Annotated in this window: 23 protein-coding genes; 10 read left to right on the top strand and 13 right to left on the bottom strand. The window is 65.3% G+C overall.

Features of this window, described 5'->3' with window-relative positions; all coding sequences use genetic code 11:
• Nucleotides 1–101: 101 nt before the first annotated feature.
• From AC1KVG_RS11485 to AC1KVG_RS11495, 3 genes are all read left to right on the top strand, one after another.
• Nucleotides 102–878 (top strand): NAD kinase, encoded by a 777-nt coding sequence (locus tag AC1KVG_RS11485; protein ID WP_006450286.1) that lies wholly within the window; start codon nt 102–104, stop codon nt 876–878.
• A 174-nt stretch (nt 879–1,052) separates the two neighbouring features.
• Nucleotides 1,053–2,018, top strand: a complete 966-nt coding sequence (locus AC1KVG_RS11490; protein ID WP_006450285.1) for a 5'-nucleotidase — start codon at nt 1,053–1,055, stop codon at nt 2,016–2,018.
• Entirely contained in the window at nt 2,015–2,758 is a 744-nt protein-coding gene (locus AC1KVG_RS11495) for a spermine/spermidine synthase domain-containing protein (protein ID WP_481094483.1), read from the top strand. The genes AC1KVG_RS11490 and AC1KVG_RS11495 overlap by 4 nt, the downstream gene beginning before the upstream one ends.
• An 80-nt stretch (nt 2,759–2,838) precedes the next feature.
• On the opposite strand, the gene AC1KVG_RS11500 is transcribed toward AC1KVG_RS11495, so the two are convergent.
• From AC1KVG_RS11500 to asnS, 12 genes are all read right to left on the bottom strand, one after another.
• Complete coding sequence (locus AC1KVG_RS11500) at nt 2,839–3,405, bottom strand: DUF2939 domain-containing protein (RefSeq protein WP_481094484.1); 567 nt, start codon at nt 3,403–3,405, stop codon at nt 2,839–2,841.
• 124 nt (nt 3,406–3,529) lie between these two features.
• A complete protein-coding gene (locus AC1KVG_RS11505; RefSeq protein ID WP_168958482.1) occupies nt 3,530–4,216 on the bottom strand; it encodes a DUF2461 domain-containing protein in 687 nt (228 codons plus the stop codon).
• On the bottom strand, nt 4,213–5,658 hold the full coding sequence (sbcB, locus tag AC1KVG_RS11510) for an exodeoxyribonuclease I (protein ID WP_481094485.1): 1,446 nt from the start codon (nt 5,656–5,658) through the stop codon (nt 4,213–4,215). The genes AC1KVG_RS11505 and sbcB overlap by 4 nt, the downstream gene beginning before the upstream one ends.
• Nucleotides 5,659–5,764: 106 nt before the next feature.
• A complete protein-coding gene (locus tag AC1KVG_RS11515; RefSeq protein ID WP_481094486.1) occupies nt 5,765–7,132 on the bottom strand; it encodes an FAD-dependent oxidoreductase in 1,368 nt (455 codons plus the stop codon).
• Between the two features lie 171 nt (nt 7,133–7,303).
• On the bottom strand, nt 7,304–8,575 hold the full coding sequence (kynU, locus tag AC1KVG_RS11520) for a kynureninase (RefSeq protein WP_481094487.1): 1,272 nt from the start codon (nt 8,573–8,575) through the stop codon (nt 7,304–7,306).
• A 35-nt stretch (nt 8,576–8,610) separates the two neighbouring features.
• Nucleotides 8,611–10,752, bottom strand: coding sequence for an FUSC family protein (locus tag AC1KVG_RS11525; RefSeq protein ID WP_481094521.1), 2,142 nt, complete (start codon nt 10,750–10,752; stop codon nt 8,611–8,613).
• Between the two features lie 218 nt (nt 10,753–10,970).
• Nucleotides 10,971–11,501: a 3-hydroxyanthranilate 3,4-dioxygenase gene (locus tag AC1KVG_RS11530; protein WP_176341033.1), complete on the bottom strand. Its 531-nt coding sequence runs from the start codon at nt 11,499–11,501 to the stop codon at nt 10,971–10,973.
• An 88-nt stretch (nt 11,502–11,589) separates the two neighbouring features.
• Nucleotides 11,590–12,252: a carbonate dehydratase gene (can, locus tag AC1KVG_RS11535; protein WP_481094488.1), complete on the bottom strand. Its 663-nt coding sequence runs from the start codon at nt 12,250–12,252 to the stop codon at nt 11,590–11,592.
• Nucleotides 12,253–12,343: 91 nt separating this feature from the next.
• Complete coding sequence (locus AC1KVG_RS11540; protein ID WP_481094489.1) at nt 12,344–12,982, bottom strand: FMN-binding negative transcriptional regulator; 639 nt, start codon at nt 12,980–12,982, stop codon at nt 12,344–12,346.
• Between the two features lies 1 nt (nt 12,983).
• Complete coding sequence (locus AC1KVG_RS11545; RefSeq protein ID WP_481094490.1) at nt 12,984–13,310, bottom strand: hypothetical protein; 327 nt, start codon at nt 13,308–13,310, stop codon at nt 12,984–12,986.
• Nucleotides 13,307–13,612, bottom strand: a complete 306-nt coding sequence (locus AC1KVG_RS11550; RefSeq protein ID WP_481094491.1) for a hypothetical protein — start codon at nt 13,610–13,612, stop codon at nt 13,307–13,309. Before AC1KVG_RS11550 ends, AC1KVG_RS11545 begins: the two co-directional genes overlap by 4 nt.
• Nucleotides 13,613–13,729: 117 nt before the next feature.
• On the bottom strand, nt 13,730–15,124 hold the full coding sequence (gene asnS / locus AC1KVG_RS11555) for an asparagine--tRNA ligase (protein ID WP_481094492.1): 1,395 nt from the start codon (nt 15,122–15,124) through the stop codon (nt 13,730–13,732).
• Nucleotides 15,125–15,332: 208 nt separating this feature from the next.
• Between asnS and AC1KVG_RS11560 the strand changes: the two genes are divergently transcribed.
• From AC1KVG_RS11560 to AC1KVG_RS11590, 7 genes are all read left to right on the top strand, one after another.
• On the top strand, nt 15,333–15,671 hold the full coding sequence (locus AC1KVG_RS11560; RefSeq protein ID WP_006451586.1) for a HesB/IscA family protein: 339 nt from the start codon (nt 15,333–15,335) through the stop codon (nt 15,669–15,671).
• 330 nt (nt 15,672–16,001) lie between these two features.
• Nucleotides 16,002–16,436, top strand: a complete 435-nt coding sequence (gene rpsF, locus AC1KVG_RS11565) for a 30S ribosomal protein S6 (protein WP_006451585.1) — start codon at nt 16,002–16,004, stop codon at nt 16,434–16,436.
• A gap of 11 nt (nt 16,437–16,447) precedes the next feature.
• Nucleotides 16,448–16,678, top strand: a complete 231-nt coding sequence (gene rpsR / locus AC1KVG_RS11570) for a 30S ribosomal protein S18 (protein WP_005991243.1) — start codon at nt 16,448–16,450, stop codon at nt 16,676–16,678.
• Between the two features lie 188 nt (nt 16,679–16,866).
• The gene (gene rplI, locus AC1KVG_RS11575) at nt 16,867–17,316 is read left to right on the top strand and encodes a 50S ribosomal protein L9 (RefSeq protein WP_006451584.1); all 450 of its coding nucleotides are present in this window, start codon (nt 16,867–16,869) and stop codon (nt 17,314–17,316) included.
• A gap of 209 nt (nt 17,317–17,525) precedes the next feature.
• Entirely contained in the window at nt 17,526–21,029 is a 3,504-nt protein-coding gene (gene smc / locus AC1KVG_RS11580; RefSeq protein WP_481094493.1) for a chromosome segregation protein SMC, read from the top strand.
• A gap of 56 nt (nt 21,030–21,085) precedes the next feature.
• Nucleotides 21,086–21,817 carry a cell division protein ZipA gene (gene zipA / locus AC1KVG_RS11585; RefSeq protein ID WP_006451582.1) on the top strand — a complete coding sequence of 244 codons (732 nt, stop codon included), beginning with the start codon at nt 21,086–21,088 and terminating at the stop codon, nt 21,815–21,817.
• Between the two features lie 8 nt (nt 21,818–21,825).
• Nucleotides 21,826–22,209 (top strand): hypothetical protein, encoded by a 384-nt coding sequence (locus AC1KVG_RS11590; RefSeq protein WP_481094494.1) that lies wholly within the window; start codon nt 21,826–21,828, stop codon nt 22,207–22,209.
• Nucleotides 22,210–22,611: 402 nt separating this feature from the next.
• Here the strand turns inward: AC1KVG_RS11590 and AC1KVG_RS11595 are convergent, their stop codons facing one another.
• Nucleotides 22,612–23,736: a pyridoxal phosphate-dependent aminotransferase gene (locus AC1KVG_RS11595; RefSeq protein ID WP_481094495.1), complete on the bottom strand. Its 1,125-nt coding sequence runs from the start codon at nt 23,734–23,736 to the stop codon at nt 22,612–22,614.
• Between the last annotated feature and the right edge of the window lie 125 nt (nt 23,737–23,861).

Consider the following 23,861-nt stretch of genomic DNA (forward strand, 5'->3'; position numbering starts at 1 on the left):
ACGCAGGCGCAATCGCGGCCGGGCATGCGAGGGCAGGGCGTGGCCGCAACAAGCCCGGCACAGCGCTGCGGTATGCTGATTCGCATGCTTTGGAGTCAACGATGACCGCACCACCCCGCATCGCCTTTCTCGCCAGTCACGCCGAGCCGGCGGTGACCGCGCGCGCGCATCTTGTGCAGCGCTATGGCGATCATCCGCTGGCCACCGCCGACATCGTCTGCGCCCTGGGCGGCGACGGCTTCATGCTGCAGACCTTGCATCGGCATGGCGCTGCCAGCAAGCCAGTGTTCGGCATGAAGCTGGGCTCGGTCGGGTTTTTGATGAACCAGTACCGCGACGACGAAGACGACCTGCTCGCGCGCCTGCAACGTGCCGAGCCGGCGCATCTGCGCCCGCTGGAAATGCAGGTGCAGACCGAGTCCGGTGCCAGCACGGTGTCGCTGGCCTACAACGAGGTCTCGCTGCTGCGCCAGACCCGCCAGGCCGCGCATCTGAGCGTGGATCTCAATGGCCAGACCCGCATCGCCGAGCTGATCGGCGACGGGGTGATGGTCGCCACGCCCGCCGGCAGCACCGCGTACAACTATTCCGCGCACGGGCCGATTCTGCCGCTGGGCTCGCACACGCTGGCGCTGACGCCGATCGCCCCGTATCGCCCGCGTCGCTGGCGCGGCGCCATTCTCAAGGCCGATACCGAAGTGTGCTTCCGGGTGCTGGACCCGTACAAGCGCCCGGTCAGCGTCACCGCCGACTCGCACGAGATCCGCGACGTGATTGAAGTGACCATCCGCGAATCCACCCAGCGCCAGGTAACGCTACTGTTCGATCCCGAACACAATCTGGAAGAGCGCATTTTCAGCGAGCAGTTTGCGGTGTGAGGGGCGGGGATTGGGCATTCGGGATTCGGGATTGGCAACGGCAGCAGCGCGGCACGTCGTCTTTGGAATCGCTCGCACGCGCTACGATGCTGTGCGGATGGGCGATCAACTCCCGACCTACGGTTCCTGCTTCAAACCAATCCCAAATCCCGAATCCCAAATCCCGGCCCCACAATGACTGACAACTCCCCCAGGCTCCTGACCGTCGCGGTCACCTCGCGCGCGCTATTCGACCTCGAAGAAGGCCACGCGCTGTTCGAGGCCGATGGTGTGGAGGCGTATTCGGCGTTCCAGCGTGAGCATGAGGACGACATCCTGGAGCCGGGCGTGGCATTCCCGGTGGTGCGCAAGCTGCTGGCGCTCAACCACGATGTGCCCGAAGACGCGCCGCGGGTGGAGGTGATCCTGCTCTCGCGTAATTCCGCCGATACCGGCTTGCGCATCTTCAATTCGATCCAACACTACAACCTGGGCATCGTGCGGGCGACCTTCACCTCCGGGCAGCCGACCTGGCCGTACGTGAAGCCGTTCGGCACCGATCTGTTTCTGTCGGCCAATCCGGAATCGGTGCGGCGTGCACTCACCCATGGCATTGCGGCGGCAACCATCATGCCGCGCGCGCCGGGCGAACGCGCAGAAGCCGCAGCGGCGATCGTGGACAACGACGAGAGCCGCTTGCCGACGCAGCTGCGTATCGCCTTCGACGGCGATGCGGTGATCTTTGGCGACGAGAGCGAGCGTATTTCGCGCGAGCAGGGCGTGGAGGCGTTTGGACGCCACGAGCGCGAACGCGCGCGCGAGCCGTTGTCGGTCGGGCCGTTCCGCAATTTTCTGTCTGCGCTGCACACGCTGCAGGCGGCATTTCCGCCGGGTGAGGCGTCGCCGATCCGTACTGCGTTGGTCACTGCGCGCTCGGCACCGGCGCATGAGCGGGTGATCCGCACCCTGCGCGAGTGGGGCGTGCGTCTGGACGAGGCCCTGTTCCTGGGTGGGCGCCACAAGGGGCCGTTCCTGGAGGCGTTTGGCGCGGATATCTTCTTCGACGATTCGCAGCACAACATCGATAGTGCGCGCCAGCATCAGCATGTGGCGGCCGGTCATGTGCCGCATGGCGTGGCCAACGATCCGCCGAGCAGGTGAGCGACGCACCGAAGCCGTCTGCACGCGCCGCGCTGCGCTCCAGCTGGCGTCAGTTGGAACTGTATTTCGCCGACGACACCGTGCAGACCCGCATGTCGCGCTGGGCGCCGTCTCGGCTGATGCTGCCGTACACGCGCGGCATGCTGGCCGCGTTGTGGCTGCAGCCGCGCCCCGAGCGAATTGGCATTGTTGGATTCGGCGGCGGCGCGCAGGCCAAGTTCTGCCATCGCTATCTGCGCAGCACGCGCATCGAGGCGGTGGACGCCGATGCGCAGGTGCTGGCGCTGCGCGATGCGTTTGCCGTGCCGCGCGACGATGCGCGGCTTGAGGTCACGCACGGCGATGGTGCGCATTGGATCGGCACGCGCGCAGGGCGCTACGACCTGTTGCTGCTGGATGCCTACGATGCCGACGGCATTCCGCCCGCGCTGTGCACGCCCGAGTTCTACGCCGATTGCCGCGCTGCGCTGACACCCAGCGGTGTGCTGGCGTTGAACCTGTTCCAGGTGCCGCTTGCCGGGCATCTGGCCAAGCTGCGTGATGTCTTCGATGGGCGGGTGCTGCTGTTGCCCGAGCCGGATCTGCGCAATCAGGTGCTATACGCCTGGAATGGCAAACGCACGCCGGGCACGGCGGAACAGGCATTGGCGTCGTTGCCGTGGGCGGCGCGTCGGCAGTTGCGGCCGGCGATGCTGCGGCTGCAGGCGGCATGGATGGAGCGGGCCTGGCGGTATGCGTAAGCCGCTCTAGCTGGGCGGTTTGACACTCGTTGCAAGCGGGCGTGATGTAGGAAACTACAGGCGCGCCTGCAAGCGCACCGTTACGGGGTGAGCGGATTCCCGGCGTCAGCCAGCGGCAACTGGATATCGGTCAGCCGCCAACGCAAGCCTTGCCGGGTCAGCACGAAGACCACCGGCGCTCCGGTCGCGGTGTACGTGGTCGCGGTGAAGCGGCGGGTGGATTCGAAGCGCTGCTCGGCGCCTTGCAGCGGACGCGCCGGCGCTGGCGCCGCATACGTATCCGGGCTGACGGTCTCGCCAGTGACGTGATTCCACACGCTATGGCCTTGCAGCAATGCACCGATGCCGAGCGGGGTGACCAGCGTGTCCACGCCGGCGCCGCTGATGCCACTGGCAAGCTGCAAGGCGAACCCACCGAGCAGACTTGATTGCATGCTGGTGCCGGCCTGGCGGATCAGATAATCGTCCAGTTGCGCCTTGAGGTTGACCCGCAGGCTGGGGAAATCCACGTGGCGTTCCAGCTGCCCGGCATCGCGATTGGCGACTGCCTCACTGATGCCGCGAATGGCCAGATACGGGCCTGCCACCACGTAACTGGCCAATAGCAGCACGGCCAGCACAGGCACTAGCAACCAGCGTTTTTTCATGGTGCGCAGTCCATTGCTGGTGGTGGCAGGCGAGATTGCGAGATACAACGCAGCGCAGTGGAAAACCGCCAGCTCACGCCGATGGCCGCTGCAGCTTGCATCGCTGCCTGCGCCGCACGCTGCATCAAAACTCCAGATCCAAGGCGGCGCACAGATAATCGACAAACGGCGCCAGCACCACCAGATCCGCTTCGATGGTCTGGCGCAGGCGCGGGCCGGTCATGATGGTGTCGTCCAGATGCCGCAGATAGGCCCAGTTGCGATGTTTGAGATCGTCGATGAACTCGAAATCGTTTGGAAATCCGCGCGGTGCACGCACCAGTTTTTCGCTGTCGTCCAGCGCGAACTTGCGACGCAGTTTGGGTTCGTATGCGGCCGCTTTCCAGTTGGCGGGATTGTCGAAAATGAACTGGCGCAGTTTGCGCTGGGTATCCGGTTCCGGATGCCACAGCCCCGCACCGACAAAGCTCTCGCCCGGCTGCAGATGGAGGTAAAACGATGGCGCCGGCACCTGGCGGCGGCGCTCATGAAACAGGCGCGCACCTTGCCAGTTCTTGTACGGCGATTTGTCGTTGGAAAACCGTGCATCGCGGTAGATGCGAAACAGCGAGCCGCCCTGGGTCTTGGGATCGGCGCGATAGTGTTCGCTGACCTCGGCCAACGCCGGCTGCAGGTCGGTGATGAGCTGCAAAAACGGCTGGCGCACGTGCGCCTCGTACTGATGCCGGTGGTCGTTGAACCAGGTCTTGTCGTTGTGGCGGGCCAGGGCGCGCAGAAACTTGAAGCTGGCATCGGAAAAATAGGTGGTCATAGCGTGCGTTGGAGGTCCGAACCCCAGGCGGCGAGCTGGTCGAGTAGGGCTTGCTTGGTAGCATCGTCGGGGTGAGCAAGCCGTAAATCCGCGATCTGCGCATGGAACTGGTCGAGCGTGACTTCGCCCAAACCACGGTCTTCTAGCAGGCGCTGACGGCGATACACGTTCCAGCGTTCCTGCTCTTCGAACGACAGCGTTTGCGGCCAGTTGCGCGCGCGGTAGCGGAACAGCAACTCGATCAGGCGTGGGTCGCGAAAGCGCGATTCCAGCGCGCCCAGTTCGGCCGGCGCGCTGACACGCACCTGCGCCAGCAGGCGCTTGTCGCCTTCGGCCAGGAAGCCGTCGTAGAGCGAGGCATCGGCGTCGTTGACCGCTGGCGCTGCAGCGCGTTCGTTGCCGTACACCTGGCGCACTTTTTCGGCAAGCTCGGGGCCGAGTTCGCGCAGGCGCGCGGCTTTGGCCAGCACCGCGTCGTGGTCGATGCCTAGGCGCTGGAAATCCGCTTCCCGCAAGTGTTGCCAGGCCACCAGCGCCGGCGACTTGTTCAGATGCACTTCTTTCAGCGGAATGCGCTGCTCGCCTTCGGGCAGGTCGGCGGCGCGGATATACAACCGGTCGGCGATCTCATCCGGGCTCAGGCGCAACAGCACCTCCGGGTCGCCGTCCAGGTCGAACACGATCACGCGGCTGTCGATGCGCGGATGGCGCGTCAGTGGCAGCACTGCGGCGGCGCACATGCGCGAGGCGGGATAGCGCTGCGAAATATGCAGCACCGGCTGCATGGCGATGACATCCAGCAACGTCGCCGCAAAGCGCTTGTCGCGCAGACGCAGCGCGTACTCCCACAATTTCGGTTGATGTTGCTGGAATCTGCGCGCCATGCCGATGGTGGCGTACACGTCCGACAGCGCCTCGTGCGCATCGCCTTCGCGCACCGCATTGGCATCGGCCAGGTGTTCGAGCTTGAACGAGGTGGCGCCGTCTTCGCGCTGCGGCCAGACGATGCCGTCCGGGCGCAGGGCATGCACCAGCCGCAACACATCGAGCAGATCCCAACGCGAATTGCCGCCGCGCCACTCGCGCTCGTAGGGATCGTAGAAATTGCGGAACAGACCGCAGCGCACGAACTCGTCGTCGAAGCGGATCGAGTTGTAGCCCAGCGTGCAGGTCTGCGGCCGGCTCATCTGTTCGGAAATGCGCGCAAACGCCTCGGCCTCGCTAACGCCTTCGCGCAGCGCGTGCTGCGGGGTGATGCCGGTGACCATGGTCGCGTACGGGGAGGGCAGCAGATCGTCGGCCGGCTGTACGAAGAAGCTGATCGGTTCTTCGATCACGCGCAGTTGCGCATCGGTGCGCACGGCGGCGAACTGTGCGATGCGCGTGCGGCGCGGATCCTGGCCGAAGGTTTCCAGGTCGTAGAAGAGAAAGCTGTCAGGCATGCCGTATCAAATCCAGATCCGCGGCGCGCTGCGGAGGGCGCCGCCAGTGCTGGCTAGTATCTCTCATCCGCACGCCGGCTCGCTGACGCCGGCCTGTGCGCGACGATCAGTGCGCGCCTTCCAGCGGCTGCAGACGCGCATGCACGACCGCTTCCAGCGCCGCCCAGTCGATGCGCGACAGATCGGTGTGCCCACGCGTGGCTTCGACCAGGATCTCGCGCTGGATCTCGCTGCGCGCCAGGGCGATCGAATAGCGCGTGCGCAGGAAGGTCACCATCGTGTAATGCGGCACAAAGCGGGTGGGCCAGCGCACCTGCAGTTCCTGTTCGAGCGCGCGTTGCAGCAGGAACGCGGCATCGCCGACGCGGTCGCGCATTTCCAGGTAGTTCTCCAGCGCCATCTGCTGGATCGCTGCCGCATCGTCGCGGCGCGCCGCTTCGAACGCGGCAAACGCGGTTTCGAGATCGTCGTGCGCGTCCAGCTGCTCTGCCAACGCCACGCAGTCTTCGAAGGCGCAATTCATGCCCTGGCCGTGGAACGGCACCATCGCATGCGCGGCGTCGCCGATCAGCAATGCGCGGCCGTCCAGATGCCAGCGGTCCAGCGTCAAGGTGCCGAGCAGCCCGGGCGGATGTTCTTCCCAATGCTCCTTGAGCTGCGGAATCAGCGGCAAGGCATCCGGGAAATCGCGCGCGAACAAGGCCAGCGCTTCGTCGCCGGTACGCGTGGTGGCAAAGCTCGGCTCGCCCGTGTTGGGCAGAAATAGCGTGACGGTGAAGGTGCCGCCATCGTTGGGCAGCGCGATGCACATGTAACGCCCGCGTGGCCAGATGTGCAGCGCGTTGCGTTCGATGCGGAAACCGCCGCCTGGTAACGGCGGAATTTCCAGCTCCTTGTACGAGTGATCGAGGAATTCGATGCGCTCGCCCAGCGGCGATTTGCGCTGCATCGCCGCGCGCAGCGCCGAGCCGGCGCCATCGCTGCCGATCAGGCTCTGAAAGTGGATTTCGTGCGGCTGGTCGTCGCGGTCGTCGATGAAACGCGCGTAGCCGGCATCGAAGTCCACGGTGTGCAGGCGCCGATAAAAATGCACGCGTGCACCGGCCTGTTCGGCCAGATCCAGCAGCGCCACATTCAATGCGGCGCGGTGGATCGACCAGATCACTTCGCTGTCGTCGCGCCCGTAGCGTTGCAGCTGCGGCTCGTCAACCAGTGGATGCACCATGCGCCCGCGCATCATCACCGCCTTGGCCATCACTGCATCTTCGGCGCCGGCCTGGCGTAGCGCGTGGCGGCCGCGTTCGGCCAGCGCCAGGTTGATCGAGCGGCCGGACTCGTAGCCCTTGATGCGCGGATCGCCGCGGCGCTCGTAGACGGTGACCTGCCAGCCGCGACGCGACAGCAGGATAGCCAGCAGGCAACCGGCCAGGCCGGCGCCGATCAGGGTCAGGGAACGAGGAGAGACTGCGCTCAATGCGGTATCCGGCAGCGGCCGGACGCGGGTGCCGGCGGAGAGGGAGAAAATGAAGCGGCTGGCAACAGCGCAAGCCGGTCAGCCAGGTGCGGGCTTGGAGTGTACGTGCGCGTGTGCCGGTTCCGGCTCACGCGCACACCTGTTCGATGGCACAGTCTGTGTCGTACGTGCTCAGGCGGCGGCCCAGGTTTCCACCTGCTCGACCAACCGGTGCAGATCGCAGAAGCGGTTGTACAGCGGCACCGGTGCGATGCGGATGACGTCCGGCTCGCGCCAGTCGCCAAGCACGCCGACCGACTGCAGATACTCGAACAGCGAGCGCCCTTGCGCGCGCCCGCCGGCCACCCGCAGCGACAGCTGGCAGCCGCGCTGCGCAGGGTCGGCCGGGGTGACGATCTGCAGCACCTGCGGCACGCGTGTGTGGATCAACTGTTCCAGATGGCCGGTGAGCTGTTCGGATTTCGCACGCAACGCCGGCATGCCGGCCTGGTCGAACACATCAAGCGACGCACGCAGCGGTGCCAGCGCCAGTACCGGCGGATTGCTCAGCTGCCAGCCTTCGGCACCAGGCGAGGGCACGAACTGCGGGTCCATGCGGAAGCGGGTCTGCTGTTCGTGCCCCCACCAACCGGCCATGCGCGGCAGGTCGCTGTTGGCATGGCGTTCGTGCACGAAACAACCTCCCACCGCACCGGGCCCTGCGTTGAGATATTTGTAGTGGCACCACACCGCGAAATCCACGCCATCGTCGTGCAGCGTCAGCGGGATATTGCCGACCGCATGCGCCAGATCGAAACCCACCGCGGCGCCTTGCGCGCGCGCCAAACGCGCGATCTCGCCCAGCGCGAAGGCCTGGCCGGTGCGGTACTGGATGCCGGGCCACAGCACTAACGCAAGCCGCGGGCCATGCAATGCGATGGCTTCGGCAATTGCCGCCATCGACAAGGTACCGTTGGGCTCATCGGCTTCCACTTCGATCAGGTGTGTGGCCGGATCCAGCCCATGCAGGCGCAGTTGCGATTCCACCGCATGGCGGTCGGACGGAAAAGCACCGGCTTCGATCAGGATCGCGCCGCGCTCGGGCGTGGGACGGTAAAAGCTGGCCATCATCAGATGCAGATTGACGCTCAGCGTGTTCATCGCGACCACTTCGCCGGGCAGCGCGCCGACCACGCGCGCCAGGCCATCGCGCACCAGCTGGTGATAGGTCAGCCATTGGGTGGGCCCGGTGAAGTGGCCTTCCACCGCGAGTGCGCCCCATTGGTCGAGTACCTCGGCCACCATCGCGCGCGCTGCGCGCGGCTGCAGGCCCAGCGAATTGCCGACGAAATAGGTCTGATCCTGGCCGCCATGCTGCGGGAACACGAACGCATCGCGCAGGCTGCGTAGCGGGTCGGCGGTGTCCAGTGCAACGGCATGGGCGCGGGACAGCGGGTCGGTCATCGTCAAGGCTCGCAGCGCGGGTCGGTGAGGTCAGTTTACCCGCCGGCAGTGGGTGCGCCGTCATGCACGGCCGGTGCCTCTGCAGAGGCACCGGCTGACGCTGGTCGGGCTGGGCGCAACAGATGGGTCAACGTGCCGATGCTGTCGGTGATGCGGTCGACTGTGTCGGCCAGTGCAGCGGTGGTCGGCGAGCTGTCGGGCAGTGCGGCCAACGCATCGGACAGGCGGCGCTCGGCGCTGCGCAAGGTGGCCGCTGCGGGGATGCCGCCGTGGATCAGGCAGTCGATCAGGTCCGTCAGCGCCTGATCGGCCTGTTCCGCAAATGCGGGCAATGCCGCCAGCGTGGGTAAGGGGTGGCCATCGCGCAGCACCGCTTCCAGCGACAAGGTGGCGCGGATCAGCCGGTTGCCGTTGGCCAGCAGCGATTCGGCGAGTTTGAGTTCGTGCAGATTGCGCCGGCTGCGTGGCTCGCCGCGCAGCCGTTCGATCGAGGCCTGCGCATTGGTGCGTGCCACACGTGCGGCGGCGCGGGTATCGCTTAAACCCTCCATCTGGCCAAGCAACAGATGGCGCAGATGATCGCGATACGCGCTGAGCAGTTGCGCCAGCGATGCGCGGATATGCCGGCGTTCGCGCGTGGGCCACAACGCGTAGGCGATCAACGCCCATGCGCTTCCGGCTACCGTTGCCTGCAGACGCGCACCGATGGCGTCGCCGGGCGCCACGCCTTCGAACGACAGCAACAGCACCAGCATGCCGGTCAGAAACGCGACGCCGATACCGTAATTCACCTGCGTCAACAAGCGGAAACCCAGGCAAAACAGCGCCAGCAACGCCAGCCGGATGCTGGCGCCATCCATCGCAAAATGTGCGAGTAACGTGGCCACCAACAAGCCGACGAAGGTACCTGCCACGCGCAAGGCGCCGAAGCTGAAAGTGCCGCCGAAATCCGGCTTGAGCACGATGGCGGTGGTCATCGGAATCCAGAAGCCGTGCGGAATCTGCTGCCAACGCTGGAAGGCGATCGCCAGTGCCAGACACACGCCGCAACGCAATGCATGCCGAAACGCCACCGAGGACAGATCCAGATTTGCGCGCAAGGTGGCCAAGGTCGCCGCTGGCCGCAAGGCTGCCGGCAAGCGCGCTTCGGCCAACTGCGCCTGGATCTCGCCACGGCTGCTGGCCCAGTGCGCATTGCGGATCAGGGCACGCAACTGGCCGCCCAGGCCTTGCGCGCGCGCCACCGCCACACGCACCAGCCGGCGTTCGCGGGTATCGGCGTTGTCGTGCTGAAACTGCGCCAGTGCCGCGACCAGATCGTCGAATCCGGTCATCGAGGCATCCGCCGCTAACGGGTCTTCGCCCACCGTCATTGCGTGTGCGAGTTGTTCCAGCACGATGGCACTACGTTCGAGCACGCGTTCGATGGCCGGGCGCGCCTGCGAGTCGGTCAGGCGGGTGTCGGCATCGGCCAGCGACAGCAGCTCCAGCCGTACCCGATCGCAGAGCTCGGCGATGATGCGAAAGCTCTGCACGGCGATCGCGCGCGAGCGATGTTCGCCGTGCAGCATCACCATCGCATCGAGCACTTCCTGCGTTGCCGGCGGCGCGGCGCTGGCTTCCGGGCGCTGGCGTGCGATGCCTGCCAGCTGGCGCATCAGATCGGCCAGTGCGAAGCGTTCCGGGCGATAGCGTTGCAGCGGCCACGCGGCCAATGCCAGCACGACCTGGAGCAGGCCGCCGGCGAAGATCAACGCGGCCACGCCCGGTGCCTGCGCGATCGGCAAGCGCATATCGGCACTGACCACCAGCAGGATCATGCTGGTCAGGCCCACGCGCGCGGCCACCGGGCCGAGCGCCACCAGCAGCCCGCCGCCCAGGCCGAGCAACAAGCCGGCGACCACCAGGGCAGGGGTGTTGTGGCCGACCCAGATGCCCAGCAACGCGGCCGCACCGGCGGCCAGCGCGGCCATCAACATGCGTTGCAAGCGCGCGCGATACGGGCCGGGCTGGTCGGTGAACATGGTGTTGAGCGCGCCGGTGCACACCGCCAGACCCGCAGCGACATGCCCGGTGGCCACGCCCACCGCCAGCGGCAGCACCACTGCGGCGGTATTGCGCAGCGCAACGCGCAGCGGCACGTCGCGCGGTTTGAGGTCGATCAGTGCGCGCAGCATGGCATCGCTGGCAGTGCGTTCGAGCCGCATGCACGTCGCGCGTGTGCGCGGATGACAGTTGCGCGGATGACAGACAGGCGTGTTGTTGGCCGGCGTGCGGTCGCTGCGTCGCCTGCCATTGCAACCTCGCCGCATGGCGCGCGCAACGGCCACTGTCGTTCGAGCGCTGTCGAGCGTCTCCCGCTTCGCGTGTTCTGCATCGTCACCCTCTGCGCCACTTACGCCTCAGTTGCGGCATAACGCTCGGGCGCCGGATGCACGTGCCCGCACTGGGTGCAGGTGCGCAGCGCAAGCGAGCGGTAGAAATGATCGAACACCGGCGGAAAATCGGTTTCGATGTTCTGCAGCGGAAACATCGCCTCGTAAAGTTTGTGATTGCACTGCGGGCAATACCATTGCAGGCCGTCCTGCTCGTTGGGCAAGCGCTCGCGCTCGATCACCAGGCCGATCGAGCCGGCCGCGCGCTGCGGCGAGTGCGGCACCTTCGGCGGCAGTAGAAAGATTTCGCCAGCGCGGATCGGGATGTCGCGCGCCACGCCCTCGTCCTGCACCTTCAGCACCATCTCGCCTTCGAGCTGGAAGAACCACTCCGGGCCTTCGTCATAATGATAATCGGTGCGCGCATTCGGCCCGCCGACGATCATGATGATGAAGCCGTCCTGCTGGATGCATTTGTTGCCCACCGGCGGTTTGAGCAGGTGGCGGTGTTGTTCGATCCAGGCATGCAGGTTGATCGGCGGGACCAGCATGGACGTTCCTCGGCAAAGAAGACGTCCAGCATAGCCAACCGACGGCGCCGATGGGCGCCGCCATGGTGGGTGAGGCGCGAGGTGCGACTCAGCGTTCGGTGTGATCGGCCTGAATCTGCGCCAGCGCCGTGTCGTAACGCTCCTGCAGCAGCTCGGAGCGGTCGATCGACATGCCCAGATCGTGCACGCGGCCATCGCGCAGGCTGTAGACCCAGCCATGCACGCACAGCTCCTGGCCGCGCTCCCATGCATCGCGCACGATGGTGGTGCGGCAGACATTGACCACCTGCTCGAGCACATTGAGCTCGCACAGCCGCGCGTGCTGCGCCGGCAATTCACCGGCATCGTGCAGACAGACTTCATGCTTGTCGGCCACATCGGTGACGTGGCGGATCCAGTTGTCGACCAGGCCCATGCGCTTCTGGGTGAGGCTGGCGAAGACGCCGCCGCAGCCGTAATGGCCCACCACCAACACGTGCTTGACCTTGAGCACGTCCACCGCGAACTGGATCACCGACAGGCAATTCAGATCGGTGTGTACCACCACGTTGGCGATATTGCGGTGCACGAACACCTCGCCCGGCGCCATGTCGATGATCTGGTTGGCCGGCACGCGCGAATCCGAGCAGCCGATCCACAGATATTCCGGGGTCTGCTGGGTGGACAGCTTGGAGAAGAATTCCGGGTCTTCGCGACGGATGCGCTCGGACCAGGCCTGGTTGTTTGCGAGTAAATGGTTGAGCTCGTTCATGCGCACAGTATTCCAGAGGAAAGAGGGCAGGGTGTGTTCGAGAGAGGAGCCATAAAGCGGTGGTGCAGAAATCGACTGTGTGCCGTGCCGGTCAGGCGGCGCCATCGCGTGCGCGCAAGGCATCGCGCATCAGCGTGGCCAGCTCGCGTGACTCGCTGGAGGCTTGTTGTTCCAGCGCAGCGCTGACCGCAGCGACATTGCCGGCCGGATGGTTCTGACTGAGCTTGAAGGTGAGCTCGATGCGGCTGGGCACGAAGCGAAAACCGACCAGGCCGCGCAGTTGCCGGCGGTGACTGTCGCGCTCCATCTCGAACAACCAATCGCTGCCCACACGCTGTTCGAAATGCGCGCTCATGCGGCCGATCAGATCGCCGACTTCCCGCTCATTGGTGATCTGGCTGCAACGGCCATGCAGATGCGCCACCGCGTAATTCCAGGTCGGCACGCGTGCGGCCGCTTCCTTGTCCAGATACCAGCTGGGCGACACGTAGGCGTGCGGTCCCTGCACCACCATCACCGCATCGCCGGACTGGCGTGCCTGCGGGTTGGGGCGCGCCCAGTGGCCTTCGATGATCACGGCCTGCGCATCGCGTTGGTACAGCACCGGCAGATGCGTGATTGCCGGCTGGCCGTCCTCGCCCTGGCTGATCAGGGTGACGAACGGGTCGCGCGCGATCAGCCAGTCCAGCAAGGCCAGATCGGTCTGCACAAACGCGCGTGGGGCGTACATGTCAGGCGCGACCACCCAGGGTCACGACCATGCGTTCGCGCAGATCCGCATCGTCTTCGCCGCGCGGCGGCGAGATTTCGTTGAGCGAGAAACCACGCATCAGCGCGTCTTCTTCGTCCAGCCCGTCGAGCGAGACGAATTCGGCATCGAACAAGGCCGCACGGGCGCTGTCTTCGCTGTCGTAGGGCAGCGTCTTGCCGTCGCTGTCCAGCACCTCTGCGGTGCCTGCCTCATTGACGCGCAGGCGTGCCCAGATCAGCGTGCGGCCGATCGTGGCCAGCCACCAGGAAACCTGTTCGCCCTGGGCAGGGTCTTCGTACGTGTTCATTGCATTACCTTGGAAAGCAGGCCGAGCAGGGCCGCCATGCCCAGGCCGAAAAAGATGGTGAGCAGCGACAGCCAGGCGGGAGTGGCCAGACCGGACAGCGCGCTGTCGCGGTGGCTGCGGTAGCGCCGCGTCAGCAACCAGCGCAGCGCCGTGGTACTAATGAAGGCCGGGTCGCCGAAGCTGGCCAATGCCTCCGGATGACGGTCGCGCATGTGCACCAGCGTCAGCGGCCAGAAGATCAGCAAGGCGGTGAGCCCGGCCACTGCGACACCGACAAAACACAGTGCGAAGAACAGCGTCATGCGGAGTGCTCCTGGGGCGGGGCGTCGAAGCGGCTGATGCGTGCAGTGAGGTGGGCCACGAACGTCTGCGTCCCTGGTGGACGGTGCCTAGTCGCCAGGGACGCAGCAGTGGTCACATCAGAACTCGGCGCTGCCCGGTGCGCGCGGATACGGGATAGCGTCGCGGATATTGCTCAGCCCGCACACGTACACCACCAGGCGCTCGAACCCCAAGCCGAAACCGGCATGCGGCACCGAGCCGTAGCGACGGAAATCGCGGTACCAGCTGTAGTGCTCCTTATCCAGGCCGAACTGCGCCATGCGTGCATCCAATACATCCAGACGCTCTTCGCGCTGGCTGCCGCCGATGATTTCGCCGATGCCCGGCGCCAGCACGTCCATCGCCGCGACGGTCTTGCCGTCGTCGTTCAGGCGCATGTAGAACGCCTTGATGTGCTCGGGGTAGTTGGTCACCACCACCGGGCGGCCGATGTGCTCTTCGGTCAGCCAGCGTTCGTGCTCGGTCTGCAGGTCCAGGCCCCATTCGACCGGGAAATCGAACTTCTTGCCCGAGTTCTGCAGTAGCTTCACCGCCTCGGTGTAGTCGATCTGCTCGAACGGGGCATTGATGAAGGCTTCCAGCTTGCTGATCGCGTTCTTGTCCACGCGCTCGGCCAGGAAGGCCAGATCGTCGCCGCGCTCGTCCAGCACCGCGCGGAACAGGTACTTGAGGAATTGCTCGGCCAGGCGCGCGTCTTCGGCCAGATCGGCGAAGGCGATTTCCGGCTCGATCATCCAGAACTCGGCCAGATGGCGCGTGGTGTGACTGTTCTCGGCGCGGAAGGTCGGGCCGAAGGTGTAGACCTTGCTCAGCGCCAGGCAATACGCCTCCACGTTGAGCTGGCCGGACACGGTTAGGAAGGTCTCCTTGCCGAAGAAATCGCGGCTGAAATCGACCTCGCCTTTGTCGTTGCGCGGCAGGTTGGCCATGTCCAGAGTCGAGACGCGGAACATCTGCCCGGCACCTTCGGCGTCGGACGTGGTCACGATCGGGGTGCTGATCCAGTTAAAGCCGTTCTGATGGAAGAAGCGGTGCACCGCCTGCGCCAGACAGTTGCGGATACGCGTGACCGCACCGAACAGATTGGTGCGCGGGCGCAGATGCGCTACCTCGCGCAGGAATTCCGGCGACATTGGCTTGGGCTGGATAGGGTAGGTCAGCGGGTCCTCGACCCAGCCGACGATCTCGACACCGCTGGCCTGGATCTCGAACGACTGGCCCTTGCCCTGCGACTTGACCAGCACGCCCTTGGCGATCAGCGAGCAGCCGCTGGTCAGGCGCTTGACCTCGTCGAAATTGGGCAGGGTGTCATTCGCCACCACCTGGATCGGAGCGAAGCACGAGCCATCGGTCACGTTGATGAAGGCCAGTCCGGCAGATCCGCGCAGCGTGCGCACCCACCCCCGTACCGTGACTTCGCCGCCTTCGGGGAGTTTCCCCGCAAGCGCATGTTCAACGCTGACCACCGTCATGACTTGTCCTCGCCGTAGCGACTTTGAATGGTCTGCGAGTTTACTGGCTGCGGGCGCGCTGGCGCGAGCATCTGAACCGCTTGCGGGTCGAGGTGCTTGTCGCAGGCCTGCTGTGCCCCCATTTGAGGGAGGTGCCGCAGCTGAGGGCGCCGCCGAAGGTGTTGCGGCCTCGCTATACTTGCCACCATTGTTTTTCGGAGCACCTCCCATGGCCATCAGCCTCACCCCCGCCGCGCTGGAGCGCGTGCAGCGTTTCGTGCAGCAGACCCCGGGGACGCTGGGCCTGCGCTTCGGTGTGACCAAGACCGGTTGCTCCGGCTGGGGCCACATCACCGACCTGGCGCGCGATCAGCGCGATGACGACGCGGTATTCGAGCAGGACGGCGTGCGCATCTTCGTCGACCCCACCAGCCTGCCGCTGGTCGATGGCACCTGCATCGACTTCGGCAAGCACGGGCTGAGCGAGACGTTTACCTTCAGCAATCCCAATGCCACTGCCGAGTGCGGGTGTGGGGAGAGCTTCACGACGGCAGCCGAGCACCGTTGATCCCTTCTCCCCTCGGGAGAAGGTGCCCGAAGGGCGGATGAGGGTACGGAGCGAAGCCAAGCGCGGTCGGACGTTGCCAGCGGCTTTGCCCCGTACCCTCACCCCAACCCCTCTCCCGGTGGGAGAGGGGCTTAAGCAGTCGCCGCGCAGATATCACGCTCGTAAGCTTGGCTGCTGGTATGGCCCAGTTGCGGCTAAGCACCTGAACTGCCATACTTTCCTGCTTCCTGTCCGGTTCCGGCCGGGAACCCTTGCTCCACCGGCCGCCTTGCGCGGTTTACCGGGGAGCTGTCCGGCCCACGTGGCCACATCCGAAAGGTAATAACAAACATGAGTCGTCATTACGAAGTCGTGTTCCTGGTCCACCCGGATCAGAGCGAGCAGGTCCCGGCCATGATCGAGCGCTACAAGTCGCTGATCGAGGGCGGTAACGGCACCATCCACCGTCTGGAAGACTGGGGCCGTCGTCAGCTGGCTTACCCGATCCAGAACCTGGTGAAGGCGCATTACGTGCTGCTCAACATCGAAGTCGACCAGGCCGTGCTGAGCGAACTGGTGGAAAGCTTCCGCTTCAACGATGCGGTGTTGCGTCACCTGGTCGTCAAGCGCGATGGCCCGGACACCGAGCAGTCGTTGATCATGAAGAGCAAGGACGAGAAGGGCGACAAGCCCGAGCGTAGCGAGCGTCGTCGTCGTGATGACGATGAGGGCGATGCTGCACCTGCCGCCACCGATACCGACGGCGACAACGCCGAAGCCGCTTAAGGAGCGCTGTCATGTCCAAGTTCTTCCGTCGTCGCAAGTTCTGCAAGTTCACCGCCGAAGGCGTGAAAGAGATCGATTACAAGGATCTCAACACCCTGCGTCAGTACCTCACCGAGAACGGCAAGATCGTGCCGAGCCGCGTGACCGGTACCAAGTCCAAGTACCAGCGTCAGCTGGCGACGGCCGTCAAGCGCTCGCGTTTCCTGGCGTTGATTCCGTACACGGACAATCACGACGTCTAATCCGAGTCCCTCGGAAGAGCCCGCACATCCATGTGCGGGTTATTAAAATATAGAGGCCGGTCATTCGAGATGCGGTGTTGATCGTGCTCTTGCGATTCCCAAATCCCGATTCCCGAATCCCCGTCTTTTCGGACAGCAAACGTTGCGTCGGCCAAAGCGCCGGCGCTAACGAATAACGGAGCACCACCATGGATCTGATTCTTCTGCAGAAAGTGACCAACCTGGGCAACCTGGGCGACAAGGTCAGCGTCAAGCCGGGTTACGGCCGCAATTTCCTCGTGCCGCAGGGTAAGGCCGTGCCGGCCACCGCTGCCAACGTGGAAGCGTTCGAAACCAAGCGTGCCGATTACGAAGCCAAGGCCAACAGCATCCTGGCCGATGCACAGAGCCGCGCCACCAAGTTCGAAGGCGCCAGCGTCACCATCGGTGCGCATGCGTCCACCGAAGGCAAGCTGTACGGTTCGGTCGGCCCGCGCGACATCGCCGAGGCGTTCACCGCCGCCGGCCTGCCGCTGGAAAAGAGCGAAGTGATCCTGGGCGAAGGCGCATTCCGCAATGTCGGCGAATACGACGTTGTGCTGCACCTGCACGCCGATGTGGAAACCTCGGTCAAGGTCATCGTCGAATCCGACGCCTGATCCACGCGTCATGCTGTACCCGAAGGGCGCCTTGTTAGGCGCCCTTCGTCTTTATGGCGCCGCCGCCAGCGATGGCCGGCCCGTTATACTCATGCTCCATTGCCGGTTCCACGGCCTGCTGATCTTATGGATCAAGGGTTTAGGGACTGGCTTCACAGGAAAAAGCGCCTGCCGGCTTCGTCCGTGCGGTGCCCGGAACCTCCAGTCCCATGCGCCTGTCCACGATCAAACTGTCCGGTTTCAAGTCGTTCGTCGACCCGACTACGTTGCACCTGCCCACCAACATGACCGGCATCGTCGGCCCCAATGGTTGCGGCAAGTCCAACATCATCGATGCGGTGCGCTGGGTGATGGGCGAAAGCTCGGCCAGCCGCCTGCGCGGCGACTCGCTGACCGACGTGATCTTCGCCGGCTCCTCGGCGCGCAAGCCGGTGTCGCAGGCGACGGTGGAGCTGATCTTCGACAACTCCGATCACACCATCACCGGTGAGTTCGCCTCGTTCAACGAGATCTCGGTCAAGCGCCTGGTCAGCCGCGACGGCAGCAGCGCCTACTATCTCAACGGCACCAAATGCCGCCGCCGCGACATCACCGATCTGTTCCTGGGCACCGGTCTGGGGCCGCGCAGCTACTCGATCATCGAGCAGGGCATGATCAGCCAGATCATCGAGGCGCGCCCGGAAGATCTGCGTGTGTATCTGGAAGAGGCCGCCGGCATTTCCAAGTACAAGGAACGCCGCAAGGAAACCGAAACACGCATTCGCCACACCCGCGAAAATCTCGATCGCCTGGGCGATCTGCGCGAAGAAATCACCAAGCAGCTGGCGCATCTGCAGCGCCAGGCGCGGCAGGCCGAGCAGTACCAGGCCCTGCAGGAAGAACGCCGGATCAAGGACGCCGAGTGGAAGGCGCTGGAATACCGCGGCCTGGATGGCCGGCTGCAGGGCCTGCGCGAAAAATTGAATCAGGAAGAGACACGCCTGCAGCAGCTGATCGCCGAACAGCGCGATGCCGAAGCGCGCATCGAAACCGGCCGCGTGCGTCGCGAGGAAGCCGCCGAAGCGGTGGCCAAGGCGCAGGCCGATGTCTATCAGGTCGGTGGTGCGTTGGCGCGCATCGAGCAGCAGATCCAGCATCAGCGCGAACTCTCGCATCGCTTGCACAAGGCACGCGATGAGGCGCAGAGCCAGCTGCAGGAACTGACCCAGCACATCAGCGGCGACTCGGCCAGATTGGCGGTGCTGCGCGAGGCGGTGGACGCGGCCGAACCGCAATTGGAACAGCTGCGCGAAGACCACGAATTCCGCCAGGAATCGCTGCGCGAAGCCGAAGCGCGGCTGGCCGACTGGCAGCAGCGCTGGGAAACCCATAACCGCGATACCGGCGAGGCCTCGCGTGCCGGCGAAGTGGAGCGCACGCGTGTCGATTATCTCGATCGCCAGTCGCTGGAAGCCGACCGCCGCCGCGAAGCATTGGTCAACGAGCGCGCCGGGCTGGATCTGGATGCGCTGGCCGAAGCGTTCGAGCAGATCGAGCTGCGGCATGAAACCCAGAAGACCTCGCTGGACGGGCTGACCGAGCAGGTCGAAGCGCGCAAGCACGCGCTCGGTGGGCTGCAGGAACAGCAACGGGCCAGCCAGGGCGAACTGGCCGAAGTACGCAAGCAGGCGCAGGCTGCACGTGGTCGGCTGTCGTCGCTGGAAACCCTGCAGCAGGCCGCGCTCGGTCAGGAGCAGGGCGCGGCGGTGGCGTGGCTGAAATCGCGCGGGCTGGATTCGGCTGCGCGCGTCGGCGAACGCATCACGGTCGAAAGCGGCTGGGAAAATGCGGTCGAAGGTGCGTTGGGGCAATTGATCGAAGGCGTGCTGGTGGATGCGCCGGAGCAACTGGTCGACGCGCTGGGCGAGTTGGGCGACGGCCGCATCGCGCTGGTGTCCAATGCCAGCGACAACGCCACCTTCGCACCGACCTCGCTGGCGGCCAAGGTGCAGGGGCCGATCGCGATCCGCCGCCTGCTCGCGCGCCTGCATGCGGCCGAGGATCTGGATGCCGCACGCACGCTGCAGCGCAGCCTGCCCGAGGGCGATTCGGTCATCACCCGCAATGGCGAGCGGCTGGGCGAGGGCTGGGTGCGCGTGTCGCGTTCCGGCGCCGCCAAGCAGGGCGCCTTGTTGCGCGAGCGCGAGATTCAAGAATTACGCGCGCAGATCGAAACCTTGCAGGAGCGCGAAGCCGAGCTAGAGCAGCGCCTGGGCAGCTTCCGTGAGCAGCTGCTGGCCGCCGAGCAGCAACGCGAAGATGCGCAGCGTCAGTTATACATGGCGCATCGCAGCGTCTCCGAGCTGGCCGGTCAGCTGCAGAGCCAGCAAGGCAAGGTCGATGCCGCACGCACGCGCATCGAACGCATCGAAAGCGAGTTGTCGCAGCTGCTGGAAACGCTGGACACCAGCCGTGAGCAGGCACGCGAAGCGCGCGCCAAACTCGAAGATGCAGTGACCCTCATGGGCGATCTGCAGGGCACCCGTGCGGCTTTGGAAAACGAACGCCGTCAGCTCACCGATGCGCGCGACCAGGCCCGCGACGCCGCACGTGGAGTGCGCGATGCGATGCATGCACTAGCACTCACGCTGGAATCGCAGCGCACGCAAATCACCTCGCTCAGTCAGACGCTGGAGCGCATGGACAGCCAGCGCGGCCAGCTCGATACGCGCCTGGAAGATCTGGTCGCCCAGCTCAGCGAAGGCGATTCGCCGGTGGAAACGCTGGAGCACGAGCATCAGGCCGCCTTGAGCGAGCGTGTGCGCACCGAGCGCGTACTGAGCGAAGCGCGCACCATGCTGGAGAGTGTTGACGGCGAACTGCGCAGCTACGAACAGACCCGTCAGCAGCGCGACGAACAGGCACTGGGTCAGCGCGAGCGCATTTCGCAGCGCAAGCTCGATCAGCAAGCCCTGGTGCTCAGCGCCGAACAGCTGGAGGCTGCGGTGGTGAAGGCCGGCTTCGTGCTCGAAGACGTGGTCAACGGCTTGCCCGAATCGGCCAATCTGGCCGAGTGGGAGGCGGCGGTCGGCCAGATCGATGGGCGCATGCGGCGGCTGGAACCGGTCAACCTGGCCGCGATCCAGGAATACGGCGAAGCGGCGCAACGCTCCGAATACCTCGATGCGCAGAACCTGGATCTCAACACCGCGCTGGAAACCCTGGAAGAGGCGATCCGCAAGATCGACCGCGAAACCCGCGGCCGTTTCAAGGACACCTTCGACCGGGTCAATTCCGGCGTGCAGGCACTGTATCCGCGGCTGTTCGGCGGCGGGCATGCCTATCTGGAACTTACTGGCGAAGACCTGCTCGACACCGGCGTGACCATCATGGCGCGCCCGCCGGGCAAGCGCGTGTCCAGCATCTCGCTGCTGTCCGGTGGCGAGAAGGCGATGACCGCGGTGGCGCTGGTGTTTGCGATCTTCCAACTCAATCCCGCGCCGTTCTGCTTGCTCGACGAGGTGGACGCGCCGCTGGACGAAGCCAATGTCGGCCGCCTGGCCAACATGGTTCGGGAAATGAGCGAGAAAGTGCAGTTCCTGTTCGTCAGCCACAACAAGGCGACGATGGAGGCCGCGCGTCAGCTCTCCGGCGTGACCATGCGCGAGCCGGGCGTCAGCCGTCTGGTCAGCGTTGACCTGGAAGAAGCCGCACGTTTGGCGGGTGCGGCATGACGTGCCATGCTTGTTGGAATATCGACACCTGTCACTCTTATGCGGAGGCACGCTGAATGTCCGACATGGCCATGATCCGGATCGGGATCCTGATCGCTGGACTGCTGCTGGTCGCGGCCATCTTCCTGTTTGGTCGCCCGAAAAAATCGCCGCAAGGGCGCCGGGTCGACAAGGACGACGGGCAGCCGCGCGAACGCCGCGAGCCGGTGATTTCCGGCGAGCCGGGTGTGGAGGGCGACCCGTTCGAGCGCACTGAAGGCGCCGAGCAGAGCGAACTCAATCTGGACGATGCGGATGCGGCCGGCGGCAACGATGTCGGCAAGCGTCCGAATCAGGACTTCGACAAGATCGTCTCGCTGTTCGTCGCGGCCAAGGCCGGGCAGGTGCTGCGTGGCGAAGACGTGGTGGTGGCTGCAGAGAAGACCGGGTTGGTGTTCGGCCACATGAATGTCTTCCACCGGTTGGTGGAAGGGCACCCGGAGCGCGGGCCGATCTTCAGCATGGCCAGCATCCTCAAGCCCGGCAGTTTCGACATGGCCAACATCCGCGAGATGCAGACCCCGGCGATTGCGTTTTTCCTCACATTGCCGGCGCCGATGACTGCGCTGGATGCCTGGGAAAAAATGCTGCCGACCGTGCAGCGCATGGCCGAACTGCTCGATGGCGTGGTGCTGGACGACAGTCGCAATGCGCTGGGCCGTCAACGCGTGGCGCATATCCGCGACGAACTGCGTGCCTACGATCGCCAGCACCAGGCACCGCCGCTGACCAAGTCGCCGCGCTGGTAAGTTGAGCGATGTTGAGCCTGCAGGGCGTGTTGGCAGTCGCGTTGTTGCTGGTGCTGTGGGCGATATTGGCGATGCCGTTGTTGTGGATCTTTACAAGGATCGCCGCGCGCCTGCGTAAGCGCCCGCGTCGTTCGCCCTGGCTTGAGTACGGTTTCGCAGCTGCGATGACGCTGCTGGTTGCGCCGGTGCCAACGCCCTTCATCAGCGTGTTCATGCCGCACGCCATCGCGCTGTTGGATCGCCGTTACTACACGCACCTCCTGCAAGGCCCGCCGATGCTGCGCGAGCTATTGCTATGGAACGCCAGCTCGATGGCATTGACCTTTGTGATTAGCTACCTCTGGCTCCGGAGCACGCTGCGCGCTCCGGAGCCAGAGGCGTTGGATCAGTAGGAATCCAAAGCCCCTCTCCTGACGGGGCGAGAAGGCGCGACTTTCGCGCCGCAGGTGCGCATGCCTTGGAGTGCCCGCGCTCGAGCCGCAGGCGCAGGGGTTGGGGCAAGGACGAAGCTCTCGTGCAGCCGGGCAACGCCGGGCTTCGCGCGTACCCTCATCCGCCCCTTCGGGGCACCTTCTCCCGAGAGGAGAAGGGAATAACGCAGTACACACTCAGAGCAGCGTCATGCAATGCGACTGATTAAAGCCCCTCTCCTGCGGGAGAGGGGTTGGGGTGAGGGTACGGGGCGAAGCCCTCGTGCAACCGGACAACACTAGGCTTCGCACGTACCCTCATCCGCCCCTTCGGGGCACCTTCTCCCGAAGGGAGAAGGGTAAGCGCTTCGCTTTACTACGCGATCAGCGTTTCGCCTTGGCAAACGCCTCGCGAAAACGCAGCATCTCTGCCTCGGTGCCGACGCTTACGCGCACGCGCTTGGGCCAGATCGGCCAGCTGCGGCCGACGATGACGCCCTGTTTCTGCATCGAATCGGCGAACACGCTGGCGTCGCGCTTGACGTCGAGCAGGAAGCAGTTGGCCTGCGTGGGCAGGCAGGTGTAGCCCTTGGTCTTGAGCCAGGCGATGGTGTCGTCGCGCACGCGCGCATTTTCCGCGCGCCGGGTCTGCACCAGTTGCGGGTCGCGCAGGCTGGCGATGCCGGCGGCCATTGCCGGGACCGACAACGGGTTGCTGCCCAAGCTGGCGAGCTTCGTCTGCAGCCCCGGCGGCGCCAACGCAGCGCCCAGGCGCAGGCCGGCCATGCCGTAGAGCTTGGAGAAGCTGCGCAGCACGATCAGGTCCTGGCGCTGACGCACCAGATCGGCCACCGACGGTTCGTTGCTGTAGTGGATATAGGCCTCGTCGACCACCAATACCGCGCTGGCCGGCTTGTTGGTCAGCAGCCACTCGATCTCGGCACGCGGGGTGATGGCGCCGGTGGCGTTGCCGGGGTTGCATAGATAGATCAGGCCGGCGGTTGGGTCGGCCTTGGCCATCGCCTTGACGTCGTGCGCGCCATCGGCCCGCAGCGGCACCTTGCGCACCGGCACGCCGCGCGCGTTTGCGCTGTCGACGATCGGATCGAAGCTCGGGTCGGCCACCACCAGCCCGGCACGCGCCGAGGTGAACAGGCTGCCGGCACGATTCAATGCGTCCCTGGAACCGGGAAACAACGCCAGATGGTCGCCCGGCAGCTGCAATTCGCCGGTCATCAGATTGCGCAGGTCCTGCTCCATCTCGAACAGGTAGCGGCCCGAACGCGCCAGCGAGCGCGTCGCGGCATCCAGCGCGGCCGGCGCCGGCCCGAGCGGATGCTCGTTGAGGTTGAGATACACCGCACCGGCGGCCGGCGCCACGCTGGGCGTTGCCGCTGCGGCTGCGCGCTTGCGGGCTGCCTCTGCCGCAGGTGCCAGTCCCAATGCGGACACCGCCACGCTAACGCTGGCGAGGCTGAGAAACGAACGGCGCGAGACGGGCAACGACACGGGTGAACTCCAGACGGGTGGGCGGCAGAGGGCGCCACGCTATCGGGTTTGTGCTTGTCTGCCTATCGGGAAATACCCGTAGGGCTTGCTGTCGACGGCGCCTGCGTGGTCGCGGCAGTGGCCGG

The sequence above is a fragment of the Xanthomonas sp. NCPPB 3959 genome (genome assembly GCF_056675575.1).